The organism is Isoptericola sp. NPDC056578 (assembly GCF_042793275.1).
In the GTDB taxonomy this organism is placed as follows: Bacteria; Actinomycetota; Actinomycetes; order Actinomycetales; family Cellulomonadaceae; genus Isoptericola.
Genome location: NZ_JBHTVC010000050.1, coordinates 19538 through 35189, shown reverse-complemented (window position 1 = coordinate 35189; position 15652 = coordinate 19538). Strand labels below are relative to the sequence as shown.

The following is a 15652-nucleotide window of genomic DNA, read 5'->3' as shown; positions in this document are numbered from 1 at the left end:
GTCCCGGCGTGGGACGACGACGAATCGCTACGTCGAGGTGGTCCGGGCCCCGCTCAGCGCGCCAGCCAGCCACCGTCGACGGGGATGATCGCGCCGTGCACGTAGTCCGACGCGGGCGAGGCGAGGTACAGCACCGCCCCGGCGATGTCCTCCGGCGTGGCCCAGCGGCCCGCGGGGATGCGCGCGAGGATCTCGGCGTTGCGGTCCTCGTCGGCGCGCAGCGCCCCCGTGTTCGCGGTGGCCACGTACCCGGGCGCGACGGCGTTGACGTTGACGCCGCGGCCCGCCCACTCGTTGGCCAGCGCCTTGGTCAGGCCCGCGAGCGCCGACTTCGACGCCGTGTAGCCCGGCACGTTCACGCCGCCCTGGAAGCTCAGCATCGACGCGGTGGCGACGATCTTCCCGTGCCCCCGGGCGAGCATGGCGCGCCCGACCTCGCGCGAGAGGGTCCACGCGGAGCGCAGGTTCACCTCGAGCACGTGGTCGAAGTCGGCGTCCGGGTGCTCGGCCGCCGGGGCTCGGCGAATGGTGCCGCCGTTGTTGACCAGCACGTCCACCTCCCGCTCGATCAGCGTCGCCGCCAGGGCGGCGACGGCGTCACGGTCGGACAGGTCGGTCGCGACCGGAGTGAACCGGCGCCCCGCCGCCTCGACCGCGCGACGGGCGTCCGAATCGCCCTCCGGCATCGTCGTGCTGACGCCGATCACGTCGGCTCCCGCACGGGCGAGGAGCGTCGCGATCGCGAGGCCGATGCCCTTGCTGGCTCCCGTCACGGTCGCGGTGCGCCCCTCGAGGCTGAAGAGTCGGGCGACGGCCGGGTCGAGCACGGGGGCCGTGCCGGTCGGGCGGTCGGTGGTGGTGGTGCTCACGTGTCTCGTTCCTTCGTCGGGCCCGGGGTGGGCGGGGCGCTGGCCCTACCGGTCGCCCCCGAGCGCGTGGGTGATGTCGGCGGCCGTCTTGTGCAGGTCGTCCGCCATCGCGGCGAGCTGGCCCTCGGTGTGCTCGAGGGCGAGCGAGGAGATCGACAGGCCGTAGTTGGAGTGGCCGGAGTGGTCCCGGACCGCGGTGCCGATGCACACGACCCCGGGCACGTTCTCCTCGCGGTCGAACGCGTACCCGTCGCGGCGAATGTCCGCCAGCTCGGCGCGCAGGTCCTCCAGCGTCGCGAGGCTGCGAGCCGTGCGGCGCGGCAGCCCGGCGCGGTTGACGAACCGCTCGACGGCGTCGTCGTCGAGCCGCGCCAGGATGGACTTGCCGATCGCCGAGGTGTGCAGCGGGATCGAGGCCCCGACACGCGACGGCATCCGGTACGGCTTGTCCGAGTCGGTGCGGACGAGGTAGATGATCTCGTCGCCGCTGCGCACGCCGACGTGCACCGTGCACTGCACGCGGCGCACGAGATCGTCCACGTAGGGCTGCACGATCGTCGAGACGTCCACGCGCTCGTACGCCGCCCCAGCCAGGGACAGGATCTTCGGGCCGGGCACGTGCGTCCCGCCGTCGGCGACCCGGATGAAGTCCCGGTCGACGAGCGTGGCGAGGATGCGGTGCACCGTCGCCTTGGGCAGGTCCACCGCCGCCACGATCTCGCTGAAGCGCCCGTGCGTCATCGCCGCCTCGAGCACCATCAGCGTCTTCTCGCTGGCCGTCGTCGCCTCGCTCATCGACCGTTCCTCCTCGTCCCCGCGCGTCCGCGCGTCCTGATCAGCGCATCGTGGCGACGTCGAACCCGTCCATGTCGTCGAACGCCTGGTTCTCCCCGGCCATCGCCCACACGAAGGAGTATGCGGCGGTGCCGACGCCGGAGTGCACCGACCAGCTGGGCGAGATGATCGCCTCCCGGTCGGCGACGACCATGTGCCGCGTCTCGGTGGGTTCGCCCAGCAGGTGCACGACGCGCGCCTCGGCGGGCAGGTCGAAGTACAGATAGCACTCCGTGCGGCGGTCGTGGGTGTGCGCCGGCATGGTGTTCCACATGCTGCCCGGGTGCAGCGTCGTGACGCCCATGACCACCTGGCAGGACCGCACGCCGTTCTCGTGGATGTACTGGTTGAGCGTGCGCCGGTTGGAGGTGACCTGGTCGCCCAGCTCCCGGACCGTGCCCTGTCCGGGCTCCACCAGCGTGGTCGGGTACGCGGTGTGCGCCGGCGCCGAGAAGAGGTAGAACCGGGCGGGCCCGGCCTCCCCCGCGGCGTCGTCCGAGGCGAGGACGACGTCCGCCGCGCCCCGCCCCACGTAGAGGCACGCGCCGTGCGCGAGGCGGTGCTCCGTGCCTTCCACCGTGACCGTGCCCGGGCCGCCCACGTTGACGATGCCGGCCTCGCGGTGGTCGAAGAACCGCTCCGAGCGGATCTCCGGGAAGCCGGGCAGGCTCAGCGGCGCGGACACCGGGCTGATGCCGCCCAGCACCACACGGTCGTGGTGGGTGTAGACCGTGCGGACCTCGTCGTCGACGAACAGGTCGGGCACGAGGTAACGGTCCCGCAGGTCCTGGGTGGTCATGCCCGGGATCTGCTCCGGGGCGGTGGCGTAGCGCTGTTCCATGGAATCCTCCGATTCGGTGGTGGACGGTGGACGGTCGCGGGGCGACGCGGTCAGGCGAGCCCGAGCAGCCCCGGCAGCCAGAGCGACAGGGCCGGCGTCATCGCCACGACGAGCAGCAGGAGCACCAGGCCGACGAAGAACGGCACCAGGCGCCGCATGACGCTCTCGATGGACATGCCCGACACCCTGGCACCGACGAACAGGACGGGCCCGACGGGCGGGGTGATCGTGCCGATGGACAGCGCGAGCACCATGAAGATCCCGAAGTGGACGGGATCCATGCCGAACGCCGTGACCACGGGCAGGAAGATCGGCGCGAAGATCAGCACGGCCGGCGTCGGGTCCATGAAGCACCCGATGATCAGCAGCAGCACCACGATCAGCACGATGAGCACGTACGGGTTGGTGCTGACCGTCAGCAGGGCGTCGGTGACGAGCTGCGGGATTTGCGCGAACGACATCACCCAGGACATCACTGCGGACACCCCGACGAGGAACATGACGATCGCCGTGGTCCGGCCGGACTCGAGCAGGATCTCGCCCAGGTCGCGCACCTTGATCGAGCGGTACACGAAGGACAGGGCCAGCGAGTACAGGACGGCGATGCACGACGCCTCGGTGGGCGTGAAGAGGCCGGCCAGGATGCCGCCGATGACGATGACGATGAGCAGGAGCGCCGGCACCGCCTCTCCCGCCACCTTGAGCCTGGCGGGACCCGACAGCTTCTCCGTCACGCGCAGCTCGGGCCTCTTGCGGGCGTACAGGTGCACGATGACCATGCAGACCGCGGCCCATAGGATGCCCGGCACGTAGCCCGCCACGAACAGTGCCGCGACGGACGTGCTCGACACGAGCGAGTACACGATCATCAGGTTGCTCGGCGGGATGATCATGCCGGACGGCGCGGACGCGATGTTGGTCGCGGCGGCGAAGTCCTTGGGGTAGCCCTCCTTGGCCTGCAGCGGGCCCATCGTCGAGCCGACGGCGGCGACGGCCGCGACGGCCGAGCCGGACACCGAGCCGAACATCGCGTTCGCCGCGACGTTGGTCTGGGCGAGCGACCCGGGGGCGCGGCCCACGAGCATCTTGGCGAAGTTGACGAGCCGCAGGGCGATCCCGCCGTTGTTCATGATCACGCCGGCGAGCACGAAGAACGGGATCGCCAGCAGGGAGAAGTTGTTGACGCCGCGGAACATCTGCTGCGCGGACGTGAGGAGCCCGTTCTCGAAACCGAGCACGGTGATCGCGGCGAGCGCCGACGACGTGCCGACGGCCACGGAGATCGGGATCCCCAGCGCGAGGAGGGCGAGGATCCCGACGATCAGGACCAGCCCGGCGATTGCTGCCACCTCCATGTGAAGCCCCCTCAGACGGCGTCCGGCTCGCCGTCCGTGGTGGCGTCCTCGACGCCACGCACGACGGCCACCAGGTGGTAGACGGTGTAGAAGAGCACGAGCACGCCCGAGACCGGGAGCACCAGGTAGAGCCAGCCGACCATCAGCGGCAGGCTGGGGACGTCCTGCGACCAGGTGAGCTGGGCGAGCTGCCAGCCGCCGTAGACCAGCACCAGCGCGGCGAACGCGAACGTCACGACCTGGCTGAGCACGGCGGCCGCGCGCTGCAGGTGCGGGGGCGTCTTGCGCACCAGGAAGTCGACGGCGATGTGCCCGCGCTCGCCGAACACGAGGGCGGTGCCGAAGAAGCTCAGCCACACGAACAGGTACTTGGCGAGCTCCTCGGACCACACGCTGGGCGCCGACAGCACCTGGCGGGTGAAGACCTGCCACGCCACCACCAGCACGAGGGTGCCCAGGAGCAGCACGCACAGCCAGCGCAGCACGACGTCGAGGCCGTTCTTGACGCGGGTCATCAGCTGTCCTCCGCCATCTGCTCCGCGACGGCGCGGGTGCGGTCGTAGAGCTCGCGCGACGCGGGCGTGGTGAGCTTCTCGTCGAGCAGCGGCGCGACGGACTCGCGGAACGGCTCGACGTCGGGCGAGCTGAACTCGGCGCCGGCCTGCTCGGCGGCCTCCTGGCTCTCCGTCATGACCTCGGTCGTGAGGCGGCTCGACTCGGCGTAGGCCGCCTGGAGCTCTTCGAGGAACGCGGCACGGTCGGCCTCGGACATGGTGTCGAAGGTGGCCGGGTTGGTGATGAGGTAGTCCGGGATCATGAGGTGGTTGGTGTACGAGTAGTACCGCGCGACCTCGTCGTGCTTGAGGTTGCGGTAGATCGACTCGTTGTTCTCGCCGCCGTCGATGACGCCCGACTGGATCGCGGTGTAGACCTCGCCCTGGCCCATGGGCGTGCCGACGCCGCCCATGAGGTCCATCATCCGGCTGTTGGTGTCCGTCTCCATGACGCGGATCTTGAGGCCGGCGAGGTCCTCGGGCGTCTCGACCGGGTGCGCCGACGTGTAGACGCTGCGCACGCCGGCGGAGAAGCCGCCCAGCACGCGGATGTTCTGCTCCTCGAGCGAGGTGTACAGGTCACCGGTGATCGCGGGGTCGTTGAGCACCGCCTCCTGGTGTGCCTGCGAGTCGTACACGTACGGCATGTTCAGCGCCACGAAGTCGGGGTTGATGTTCTCCAGCAGCGACCCGGCCACGAGCGCCAGGTCGACGGCGCCGGACTGCACCAGCTCCACGGTGTCCTTCTGCGCGCCGAGCGTCTCGTTCGGGTACACCTCCACCGAGTAGCGGCCGTCGGTGCGCTCCGCGAGCCGCTCCCCCAGGTGGGTCATCGCCACGGCCTCGGGCTGGTCGGCGTTCTGGTTGAACGCCACCTTGAAGACGCGCTCCGCCTCCGGTGCGCCCGCGCCGTCGGACGCCGCGCCCCCCGCTGCGGCGGTCGTGAACCCCGCACCGCAGGCGGTCAGCGTCACCGCCACGAGCACCGCAGACCCTGCTGCGGCCAGCTGTCTGAGCCTCATCGCCCCTCCTTCTGCTCCTCGTCGAGCGAGGCACCCGGCGGCGCCTCATGGTCCGTCACACGGAACTCAGTTCTGTTGTACGGAACCAGTTGCCACGGCCGCCTGTCAAACCGCGGGCACGTCGGGGTCCGGTCGGCAGCGAGGACGGGCACGATGGACCCATGAGCATCCGCAGCCCTCAGGACGTCCTGTTCATCGGCGGCTCCGGCGTCATCAGCGCCGCGAGCGTCGCCCGCGCCGTCGGCCTCGGGCACCGGGTCACGGTCCTCAACCGCGGCACGTCGACGACGCGGCCGCTGCCGCCGGAGGTCGAGACTCTCGTGGCCGACGTGACCGACGACGACGCCGTCGACGCCGCGCTGGCGGGCCGGGAGTTCGACGTCGTCGCGCAGTTCCGCGCGTTCCGGCCGGACCACGTGGCACACGACGTCGAGCGCTTCACTGGTCGGGTCGGCCAGTACGTGTTCGTCTCCTCCGCGTCGGCGTACCAGACGCCGCCCCAGCGCCTGCCCGTCACGGAGTCCACGCCGCTGCGCAACCCGTTCTGGCAGTACTCGCGCGACAAGATCGCCGGCGAGGACGTGCTGGTCCGCGCCTGGCGCGACCGCGACTTCCCCGCGACGATCGTGCGCCCGTCGCACACCTACGACCGCACGCTGCTGCCCACCACGGGCGGGTGGACCGACGTCGCCCGGCTGCGCGCCGGGAAGCCCGTCGTCGTGCACGGCGACGGCACCTCGCTGTGGACGCTGACCCACACGGAGGACTTCGCCGTGGGGTTCGTGGGGCTGCTCGGCCACCCCGGGGCCGTCGGCGACACCTTCCAGATCATGGGCACGCACGCCCCGACGTGGGACCAGGTCTACCGGTGGCTCGCCGCGGCCGCGGGCGTCGACGAGCCGGAGCTCGTGCACGTCGCCTCCGAGACGATCGCGCGCGTGCTGCCCGACGTCGGTCCCGGCCTGCTGGGCGACAAGGCCCACTCGATGGTCTTCGACTGCGCCAAGCTGCGCGCCCTGGTGCCCGAGTTCGGCACCACGATCACGTACGACCAGGCGGCCGTGGAGCAGATCGCCTGGCACGACGCGCACCCCTCGGCGCAGCGGGTCGACCATGCCCTCGACGCCGCGTTCGACCGCCTGGTCGCGCACGCCCGCGCCGTCTGACCCCCGGCCGCCCCGGCGGGCGGGGGACCGGGCCACGTAGCCTGCTGCGGTGACCCGCTCCCCCGCCCCGCTCGTCTTGCTCGACCTCGACGGCACGCTCACCGACTCCGCGCCCGGCATCGTCGCGGGCATCCGCCACGCCTACGGCGCGCTCGGGCTGCCCGTGCCGGACGACGCCACGCTGCGCTCGTTCGTCGGCCCGCCGATCACCGACTCCTTCCCCGCGCACGGCATCCCCGCCGACCGGGTGGACGAGGCCGTGCGCGCCTACCGCGAGGTGTTCGCGGCGGGCGGCATGTACGACAACCGGGTGTTCGACGGGATCCCGGACGTGCTGCGCGCGCTGCGCGCCGCCGGCTGCACCCTGGCCGTCGCCACGTCGAAGCCGGAGGTCTACGCGAGGCCGATCTGCGACCGGTTCGGGCTCACGGAGCTGGTCGACGGCGTCTTCGGCGCCCCGCTCGACGAGGGGACGTCGACCAAGGCCGACGTCGTCGCCAAGGCGCTCGCCGCGCTCGGCCGCACCTCCCCCGTGGACCCGGCCGACGGACCCGCGATCATGGTCGGCGACCGCGAGCACGACGTGCACGGCGCCGCGGAGCACGGCATCCGCTGCGTCGGCGTCACCTGGGGGTACGCGGCGCCCGGCGAGCTCGCCGACGCCGGCGCCGTCGTGCAGGTGGACGACGTCGCCGACCTGGCCGACGCCGTCCTGTCCCGCCTCGGCTGAGCCTGCGCGGTCAGGGCATCGCGTCGACGAACCAGCCGGTGATCGTCGTGGGGTGCGTGATGGCGGTGCCGACGCACACGCTGAAGGCGCCCCGACGCAGCGCGGCGGCCGCCTGGTCGGGCGTGTGGACCCGGCCCTCGACCACCACCGGCAGCTCGCAGCCGGTCAGCAGCTCGTCGAGCAGCTCGAGGTCCGGGCCGTCCGTCCTGGGACGTTCCCCCGTATAGCCGGCGAGGGTGGTGCCGAGCAGGTCGACGCCGGCGTCCTGCGCCGCGCGCGCGTCGTCGAGCGAGCCGCAGTCGGCCATGACGAGCACGTCGGCCCCGGACCGCAGCGCCGCGACGGTCTGCGCCAGGGTGCGCCCGTCGGGCCGCGGACGCCGGGTGCCGTCGAGCGCGACGACGTGCGCACCGGCCCGCGCGACGGCAAGCGCGTGGTCGAGCGTGGGCGTGATGAACACGCCGGACCCGCCGTCCTTCCACAGCCCGACGACGGGCACGTCGACGGCCGCCACGACGGCCGCCACGTCATCGGTCCCCTGGGCGCGGACCGCGGCGGCGCCGCCGGCCACCACCGCGCGCGCCATCTGGGCGGTGGTGCGCGGGTCGCGCAGCGGCTCGCCCGGGTAGGCCTGGCAGGAGACGGTGAGGCGGCCGCGCATCGCGTCCAGGACGGCGGCGTGCGGGCGGGTCGGGGACGAGGTCACGAGGCGGCTCCGGGGTGGTCGGTCGGGCTGAGGGTCGGGGCGGCGACGGCACGCCAGGCGCCGCGCGCCGCCCCGACGATCGCGGCGTCGGGACCGAGGGCGGCGGGCACCACGGGCAGGGCGGCGAGGACGTCGACGACCTCCGCGCGGAGCGCGTCCCGCAGCGCCGACCACCAGAGCTCCCCGGCGCCGGCGACCCCGCCGCCGACCACGACGACCTCGGGGTCGAGGACGGTGACGACCCCGGCGATCGCCCGGCCGACCGCGGCTCCCGCGGCGCGCACCACACCGACCGCGACGCCGTCGCCGGCGGCCGCGCGCGCGACCACGTCCCGCGCGTCGGCGCTGGCAGGGTCTCCCCCGAGCTGCCGGTAGCGCCGGTGGATCGCGGGGCCGGCGGCGACGGCCTCGAGGTGGCCGAGGCGTCCGCAGGCGCACCGCAGGCCGTCGGCGCCGGGGACGGGCATGTGCCCCATCTCCCCGGCCAGGTGGTGCGCCCCGCGCAGGGGCCGGCCGTCCAGCACGACCGCGCCGCCCACGCCCGTCCCGACGGCCACGAGCAGCGCGCTGCGCGCGCCCGCCGCGGCGCCGCGCCACGCCTCGCCCGCCGCGTGCGCGTCGACGTCGTTCTCCACCGTCAGGGCGAGCGGGGCGGCCGCGGCGAGCGGCTCGAGGCGACGGCGCAGGCCCCCGGCGACGTCGGTGCCCGGCCAGCGGGCGAACGTCTCGGTCGCGGACACGACCGCGCCGCGGCGGGCGTCGATCACGCCGGCCGCACCGACGCCCACGGCCCGCAGCGGCTCGCCCGCCGCCCGGGCGACGTCGACCACGAGCGCCGCGACCGCGTCGAGCACGGCGTCGGGCCCGTCCTGGGCCGGCGTGGGCGTGGCGCGCACCGGCCCGGCGTGGCCCGCGGCGTCGACCACGGCCGCGGCGGTCTTCGTGCCGCCGAGGTCGACGCCGACGACCACGCCGGCCCCGGGGGTCTCCTGCACCGTCATCGGACCGGTCAGCCGGCCAGGAGCCCGGCGGCGCGGGTGATCGACCCCACCTGCCGCGCGACCTCGTCCCCGAGGGACCCGAGCGGGAACGACATGACCTCGGTGTCGATCAGACCCTGCTGGCACGCGGCGATCTTGAAGGCGCCGACGCCGGAGACGTCCGCCGAACGGCCCTGCGCCTGGAACACGATCTCGAAGAGGGCGGCGAGGCGGTCCTGCTCGGCCCGGGCGTCGTCCCACTGTCCGGCCCGCGCGAGGTCCCACAGCCGCACGTAGCCCGCCGCGTCCACGTTCCCGAGGCCGGGCACCACACCGTCGGCGCCGAGCAGCAGCATCCCGTCGACCACCACCTCGTGCCCGGTGAACAGGGCGAGCGGGGATCCGGCGGCCCGGTTGGCGGCGACCAGGCGGCGGAACGCGACGTCGTCGCCCGAGGAGTCCTTCACCCCCGCGAGGACGCCGTCCTCGCCGAGGCGGACCAGCAGCCCGGCGGACAGCTTGGTGTGCACGCGCACCGGGATGTCGTAGGCGAACAGGGGGACGTCGACCGAGGCGGCGATCCGGCGCAGCGACGCCTCGATCTCGGCCTCGTCGTTGAGGGCGTACACGGGAGCGGTGGCCACGACGGCGTCCGCCCCGGCCGCGACGAGCCGCCGTGCCTGCGCGATCACGCGCTCGGTGGTCAGGTCGATCGCGCCGGCCAGCACGGGCACCCGCCCGTCGGCGGCGGCCACGACGGTCCGCACCACGAGGTCGCGCTGGTCGTCGGTGAGGTACGCGACCTCGCCGGTGGAGCCGAGGGCGAAGACGCCGTGCACCCCGGCGTCGACGAGGTGGCGGGTGAGCCGCTCGAGGGACGCGACGTCGACCTCGCCCTCCGCGGTGAGCGGGGTGAGGACGGGCGGCACGATGCCGTGGAAGCGGTGCTGGGTCACGATTGCTCCGAACTGGGGTTGCTGGTGGTGGGGGTGCGCCGGGGGCCCGGCGTCACAGGAGGGCGGGCGCGGCGCCGAGGAGCGTGCGCGTGTACTCCTCCTGGGGGTCGTCCAGGACCCGCGCCGCGGGCCCCGACTCGACGACCCGGCCGTTCCGCATGACGACGATCTCGTCGGAGACGTGCCGCACGGTCTGGATGTCGTGGGAGATGAAGACCATCCCGAGGCCGAGCCTCGCCTTGAGGTCGTCGAGCAGGTTGAGCACCTGGGCGCGCACCGACACGTCGAGGGCGGACGTCGGCTCGTCGGCGACGATGACGTCGGGCTCCAGGGCGAGCGCCCGGGCGATGGCCACCCGCTGGCGCTGGCCGCCGGACATCTGGCCGGGCAGCACGTCCAGCGCGGACGACGGGAGCCCGACCAGGCGCACGAGCTCGCGCACCCGTGCGTCACGGGAGGCGGGCGTGCCGATCCGGTGCACGTCGAGCGGGTCGCGCAGCGTGTCGCGGACGGTCATCCGCGCGTTGAGCGCGGTCGCCGGGTCCTGGAAGACGACCGACACGACGCGGCCGAGCTGCTTGCGCACCGCGTGCGTGTACCGCGTCACGACGTCGCCACGGAAGCGGATCTCGCCCCGCGTCGGCGCCTGCAGCCCGACGAGGACCTTGGCCATCGTCGACTTGCCCGACCCGGACTCGCCCACGATGCCGATGGTCTGCCCGCGGCGCACCTGGATCGAGACGTCGTCGACGGCGTGCACGTGCCGGGCCTTGAACAGCGTGCCGGTGCGCGAGGAGAAGACCACGTGCACGCCGCGCAGCTCGATGACGGGGGCGTCGTCGGCCGCGGTGGGGGTGGCGCTCATCGCGCGTCTCCGATCATGGGTCGAGAGGCGGCGCCCGCCGCCACGAGCTCGGGGCCCGCCGGCGACACGGCCACCCGGTGGTCGTCCTGGCCCGGCACCCCCCGCAGGACGGGGCGCACGTCGAGGCCCTCGGTGGGCCGGGAGGAGCGGGGCGCGAACCGGTCGCCGGCGGGGAAGTCGCGCGGCGAGGGCACGGTGCCCGGGATCTGGTGCAGCCGCGTGGCGCGCGACTCGATGGACAGCACCGACCCGAGCAGCCCGCGCGTGTACTCGTGCCGCGGGTCGAGGAGCAGGTCGCGGGTCGCCGCCTGCTCCACGACCTGGCCCGCGTACATCACGGTGATGCGGTGCACGATCTGGGCGACGAGCGCCAGGTCGTGGCTGACGAAGACGAGGGCGAAGCCGAGCTTCTGGCGCAGCTCGTCCAGCAGCTCGATCACCTGGGCCTGGACCGTGACGTCGAGGGCCGTCGTCGGCTCGTCGGCGATCACCAGCTTCGGGTCACGGGTGAGCGCCATGGCGATGAGGACGCGCTGGCGCTGCCCGCCGGACAGCTCGTGCGGGTAGCTCCTGAGCGTGCGCTCCGGGTCGAGGCCCACGAGCTCGAGGAGCTCCTCGGCGGTGCGGGTGCCGCCCCGCCGCGTGAGCTGCTTCATCTGGGCGCGGACCAGCATGGACGGGTTGAGCGAGCTCAGCGCGTCCTGGTAGATCATCGCGATGTCCGTGCCCCGCAGCGCGGCCCGCTCGCGGCCCTTGAGGGTCAGCAGGTCGCGGCCCTGGTAGAGGATCTGGCCGTCGAGCTGCGCGGCAGGGTCGAGCAGGCCCATGATCGCCAGCGACGTGATCGACTTGCCGCACCCGGACTCGCCGACGAGACCCATCACCTCGCCCGGGCGCACGGCGAACGACACCTCGTCGACGACGGCGACGTCGCCGTGCCGGGCGGGGAACCGGATGGACAGGTCGCGCACCTCGAGCAGGGGCGCGGCGTCGCCGGTGTAGACCCTCCGGTCGGCGCGGGCGAGCTCGGCCTCCCGCAGCTCCGCGAGCCGTTCCTCCAGGGGGACGGCGGGCTCGTGCCCCGCGGGCTGGACCTCGAGGTCCTCGACCGACGTCGCACCCTCCGCGACGCTCGCGGCGGCCTCGACCGCGTGGGCCTCCGCGGTCTCCTCGTCATGCACGGCGGCCGGGCGCGCGGCGGACCGCGGCGCGGCGACCATCGCGTCGGTCATGCCCTCGGCGAGCACGTTGAGCGCCAGCGTCGTGACCATGATGAGCAGGCCGGGGAAGAACGTCGCCCACCAGTAGCCGCCCATGACGAGCGCGCGGCCGTCGGAGATCACGTTGCCCCAGGACGGCTGCGGCGGCGCCACGCCGGCCTGGATGAACGACAGCGACGCCTCGAGCACGATCGCGTCCGCGACCAGCACCGTGGTGAAGACCAGCACCGGTGCCATGCAGTTGCGCAGCACGTGCCGGGCCAGGATCCACGACGTGCGCGCGCCCATGACCCGGCTCGCGGAGACGTAGTCCTCGCCGTACTGGTCGAGGATGTTCGCCCGGACGACGCGGGTGAGCTGCGGCGTGTAGAGGAACGCGATGGTGAGCACCAGCACGGGCAGCGAGCGGCCGAAGACGGTGACGAACACGGAGGCGAGGGCGATGCCCGGGAACGACATGACGACGTCGAGCACCCGCATCAGCGTCTCGGACACCGCCTTGTGCGCGGTCGCCGTGATCGCGCCGAGGATGCCGGCTGCCACGACGGCCACGCCGGTGGCCCCGATCCCGATCACCAGCGAGTAGCGGCCGCCGTAGACCAGGCGGGAGTAGATGTCGCGCCCCTGCCGGTCGGTGCCGAACCAGTGCTCGCCGCTGGGCGGCTGCACGGGGGTGCCGGAGGCCAGCGGATCGTGGACCGTGACGAGCGGGGCGAAGACCGCGGCGAGCGCCACCACGGCGACGACGACGAGCGCGATCTTGGAGGTCAGCGGCAGGGCGCGCAGCCGCAGCGCGGGGCCGGAGAGCCGTTCTGTGAGGTTGCGTCGCACGTCACACCGTCCTGATCCGCGGGTTGACGAGCACGTACAGCAGGTCGACCACGATGTTGATGAGCACGAAGGCGAGGGCCACCGTGAGGGTGACGCCCTGCACGAGGTTGGCCTGGTTGGAGGTGATCCCCTCGAGGATCAGCGTGCCCATGCCGGGCAGGGCGAAGATGACCTCGATGACCACGGCGCCACCGATCAGGTAGCCGACCCGCAGGCCGAGCACCGTGATGGGGGTGATGAGGGCGTTGCGCAGCACGTTGCGGCCGACGACGACCGCGCGGGGCAGCCCGGCGCCGACGGCGGTGCGCACGTAGTCCTTGTCCAGCTCCTCGACCATCGACGTGCGGATGACGCGCGTCATCTGGCCGATCACGGGGATCGCGAGAGCGACGGCGGGCAGGGCCATGCGGGCGAGGTACCCCGCGGGGTCGTCGCGGAATGCCGGCAGGGGACCGCTGCCCGGCAACCAGCCCAGCTGCAGCGTGAAGAGCTGGATGAACAGCACCGCGAGCCAGAACGACGGGGTCCCGAGCGACACGATCGACACGACGCGGACGAGCTGGTCGGGCCACCGGTCGCGGTACAGCGCGCCCAGGATGCCGAGCGCGAACGCGAAGACGATCGCGACGGCGAGGCCCATGAAGGTCAGCGCCAGCGTGATGGGCAGCGCCTGCGAGATGGCGTCGGACACCGACAGGTGCCGAGCGGTGTAGGTGCCCAGGTCGCCGTGGAGGAGCCCGCCCAGGTAGCGGGCGTACTGGGCGAGGAGCGGGTCGTGGTAGCCGTTGGCCTCGTTGTAGGCGTCGCGGGCCTCCGCCGAGGCGCCCTCGCCGAGGGCGAGGTAGGCCGGGTCGATCGGCGAGAACGACATGACGAAGAAGACGAGGAAGGTGATGCCGAGGATCATCACCGGGAGCTGGAGGAGGCGGCGCGCGATCAGCCGCAGCACGTTGCTCATCCGGCGGTTCCGGGGGCGTGCGGCGCCCGCGGCGCGGTGCTGGTCGTGGACATCGGCAGTTCCGTTCCGTTCACGTGGGTCGGGTCGCAGTGCTCGCCGGCGGTCCTGCCGGGTCCCCCTCGGGACCCGGCTGGACCGGCGCGATCAGCTCGTGGTGGAGCCGACGTCGAGGAACGACAGGCCGGTCACGGGCAGCGGCTGGAAGCCGGCGAGCTGCTCCGCGTTCCAGGCGGTGGGCAGCTTGCGGTGGAACAGCGGGTAGAGCGGCACCTCGTCGGAGATCAGGTCGAACGCCTGGTTCCACAGCTCCTGCTGCTCGTCGCCGGAGGCCTGCACGGCCTGGTCGAGCAGCTTCTGCAGCTCCGCGAACTTCGGGTCGTCGTCCCAGCGGTACCGGGACTGCGACCAGACGTTGGTCCCGTACCACCAGCGCATCAGCAGGTCGGGGTCGTTGCCGAAGACCGACGGGTCGCCGGGGGCGACCATGACGTCGAAGCCGCCGTCGTCGACCTTGGCGTACTGCCCGGCGGACTGCCCGACGTCCAGGGTCGTCTTCACGCCGACCGCCTCGAGGTCCTCCTTGATGAGCGGCGCCACGTCGCCCACCCAGCCGGTGTCGGTGGTGGTGAGGTCGATCGCGAGGTTCTCGACGCCGGCGTCCGCGAGCAGCTGCTTCGCCTTCTCGGGGTCGTAGGTGTAGACCGTCGACGCCTCGTGGTAGTTCGGGTGGTTCTCGGGCAGGAAGCCCGTCGCGGCCTCGGCGTTGCCGAGCATGCCGGTCTCGATGATCTTGTCCATGTCCAGGGCGTAGAAGAACGCCTGGCGCACGCGCGGGTCGTCGAAGGGCTTCTCGTCCGTGTTGAACATCATGAACAGCAGGCCGAAGGACTGCACCGACTCGACCTGAGAGGTGCCCTCGAGCGTGGGGATGTCGATGTACGGCACGTCCTCGATCGCCTGGACGGTGCCGGAGCTCTGCGCGGTCACGCGCGCGGCGGGGTCGGAGAGCAGGTCCCACTGCATCCCGGCGGCCTGGGCCGGGCGCGGCCCGGTGTAGCCGTCGAACCGCTCGAACGTGATCTTGTCGCCCGGGGTCGCCTCGGTGAGCCGGTAGGGGCCGGTGCCGACCGGGAGGGCGTTGAAGGCGTCGTAGTCCGACTCGACGACCGTCTTCGGCACGACCTTGACCGTCGCCAGGCGCTCGGCCACGAGGGTGAACGGGTACTTCGTGGTGATCGAGACGGTCGTGTCGTCGACCGCGGTCACCGAGTCGACGAAGTCGATGAAGTCGGCGTAGAGGGACTCGTTCTTCGGGTCCAGCACGCGCTCGAAGCTGTACACGACGTCGTCCGTCGTCACCGGGTCGCCGTTGTGGAACGTCGCGCCGTCGCGGAGCTTCACCTCGTAGTGGGTGTCGTCCACCTTCTTCGGCAGCTCCGCGCCGAGCGCTGCGTACACTTCGCGCGTGGCCGGATCGATCTCGGTGAGACCCTCCATGACGTGCCAGTTGGCCGCGACGGTCACCGCGCCCGTCGTCGTCATGGGGTCGAAGCCGCCCCCGAGGTCGTAGGAGATGCCCGCCTTGATGACGGCGTTCTCGTCGACGTCGGTCTGCGACGCCCCGGCCTGTCCGGTCGCGGTGCCGGCGGTGCCCGCACCGCCGGAACAGGCGGCGAGGCCGAGGGCGACGACGACGCCCGTGGCGACGGCGGCGAGTCGCCGCCGCCCGGACGAAGAGCTATCGCGAAGCTTCATTGGTTCTCCT

General features: G+C 72.8%; 15 protein-coding genes. 2 read left to right on the top strand and 13 right to left on the bottom strand.

Going from position 1 to position 15652, the window contains the following annotated elements; genetic code table 11:
- Positions 1-53 precede the first annotated feature (53 nt).
- The 6 genes from ACFQ80_RS17210 to ACFQ80_RS17185 form a co-directional block, all read right to left on the bottom strand.
- Positions 54-827 carry an SDR family oxidoreductase gene (locus tag ACFQ80_RS17210; protein WP_430564497.1) on the bottom strand — a complete coding sequence of 258 codons (774 nt, stop codon included), beginning with the start codon at positions 825-827 and terminating at the stop codon, positions 54-56.
- Positions 828-914: 87 nt separating this feature from the next.
- Entirely contained in the window at positions 915-1664 is a 750-nt protein-coding gene (locus ACFQ80_RS17205; RefSeq protein ID WP_430564496.1) for an IclR family transcriptional regulator, read from the bottom strand.
- A 40-nt stretch (positions 1665-1704) separates the two neighbouring features.
- Positions 1705-2544, bottom strand: coding sequence for a 5-dehydro-4-deoxy-D-glucuronate isomerase (kduI, locus tag ACFQ80_RS17200; protein ID WP_430564495.1), 840 nt, complete (start codon positions 2542-2544; stop codon positions 1705-1707).
- A 50-nt stretch (positions 2545-2594) separates the two neighbouring features.
- Positions 2595-3899: a TRAP transporter large permease gene (locus tag ACFQ80_RS17195; RefSeq protein WP_430552568.1), complete on the bottom strand. Its 1305-nt coding sequence runs from the start codon at positions 3897-3899 to the stop codon at positions 2595-2597.
- An 11-nt stretch (positions 3900-3910) separates the two neighbouring features.
- Positions 3911-4414, bottom strand: a complete 504-nt coding sequence (locus tag ACFQ80_RS17190) for a TRAP transporter small permease (RefSeq protein WP_430564494.1) — start codon at positions 4412-4414, stop codon at positions 3911-3913.
- On the bottom strand, positions 4414-5475 hold the full coding sequence (locus tag ACFQ80_RS17185; protein WP_430564493.1) for a TRAP transporter substrate-binding protein: 1062 nt from the start codon (positions 5473-5475) through the stop codon (positions 4414-4416). Before ACFQ80_RS17185 ends, ACFQ80_RS17190 begins: the two co-directional genes overlap by 1 nt.
- Before the next feature lie 161 nt (positions 5476-5636).
- Between ACFQ80_RS17185 and ACFQ80_RS17180 the strand changes: the two genes are divergently transcribed.
- Together ACFQ80_RS17180 and ACFQ80_RS17175 are read left to right on the top strand one after the other, a co-directional pair.
- Positions 5637-6641: an NAD-dependent epimerase/dehydratase family protein gene (locus ACFQ80_RS17180; RefSeq protein ID WP_430552566.1), complete on the top strand. Its 1005-nt coding sequence runs from the start codon at positions 5637-5639 to the stop codon at positions 6639-6641.
- A gap of 49 nt (positions 6642-6690) precedes the next feature.
- Positions 6691-7371, top strand: coding sequence for an HAD hydrolase-like protein (locus ACFQ80_RS17175; protein WP_430564492.1), 681 nt, complete (start codon positions 6691-6693; stop codon positions 7369-7371).
- Positions 7372-7381: 10 nt separating this feature from the next.
- Here the strand turns inward: ACFQ80_RS17175 and ACFQ80_RS17170 are convergent, their stop codons facing one another.
- From ACFQ80_RS17170 to ACFQ80_RS17140, 7 genes are all read right to left on the bottom strand, one after another.
- Positions 7382-8077, bottom strand: coding sequence for an N-acetylmannosamine-6-phosphate 2-epimerase (locus ACFQ80_RS17170; RefSeq protein WP_430564491.1), 696 nt, complete (start codon positions 8075-8077; stop codon positions 7382-7384).
- Entirely contained in the window at positions 8074-9078 is a 1005-nt protein-coding gene (locus tag ACFQ80_RS17165; protein ID WP_430564490.1) for an ROK family protein, read from the bottom strand. The genes ACFQ80_RS17170 and ACFQ80_RS17165 overlap by 4 nt, the downstream gene beginning before the upstream one ends.
- Positions 9079-9086: 8 nt before the next feature.
- The gene (locus tag ACFQ80_RS17160) at positions 9087-10016 is read right to left on the bottom strand and encodes a dihydrodipicolinate synthase family protein (RefSeq protein ID WP_430552572.1); all 930 of its coding nucleotides are present in this window, start codon (positions 10014-10016) and stop codon (positions 9087-9089) included.
- A gap of 49 nt (positions 10017-10065) precedes the next feature.
- Entirely contained in the window at positions 10066-10878 is an 813-nt protein-coding gene (locus ACFQ80_RS17155) for an ABC transporter ATP-binding protein (RefSeq protein WP_430564489.1), read from the bottom strand.
- Complete coding sequence (locus ACFQ80_RS17150; RefSeq protein WP_430564488.1) at positions 10875-12929, bottom strand: dipeptide/oligopeptide/nickel ABC transporter permease/ATP-binding protein; 2055 nt, start codon at positions 12927-12929, stop codon at positions 10875-10877. Before ACFQ80_RS17150 ends, ACFQ80_RS17155 begins: the two co-directional genes overlap by 4 nt.
- A 1-nt stretch (position 12930) precedes the next feature.
- A complete protein-coding gene (locus ACFQ80_RS17145) occupies positions 12931-13887 on the bottom strand; it encodes an ABC transporter permease (RefSeq protein ID WP_430552560.1) in 957 nt (318 codons plus the stop codon).
- A 144-nt stretch (positions 13888-14031) separates the two neighbouring features.
- Positions 14032-15642: an ABC transporter substrate-binding protein gene (locus ACFQ80_RS17140; RefSeq protein WP_430564487.1), complete on the bottom strand. Its 1611-nt coding sequence runs from the start codon at positions 15640-15642 to the stop codon at positions 14032-14034.
- Positions 15643-15652: the final 10 nt, after the last annotated feature.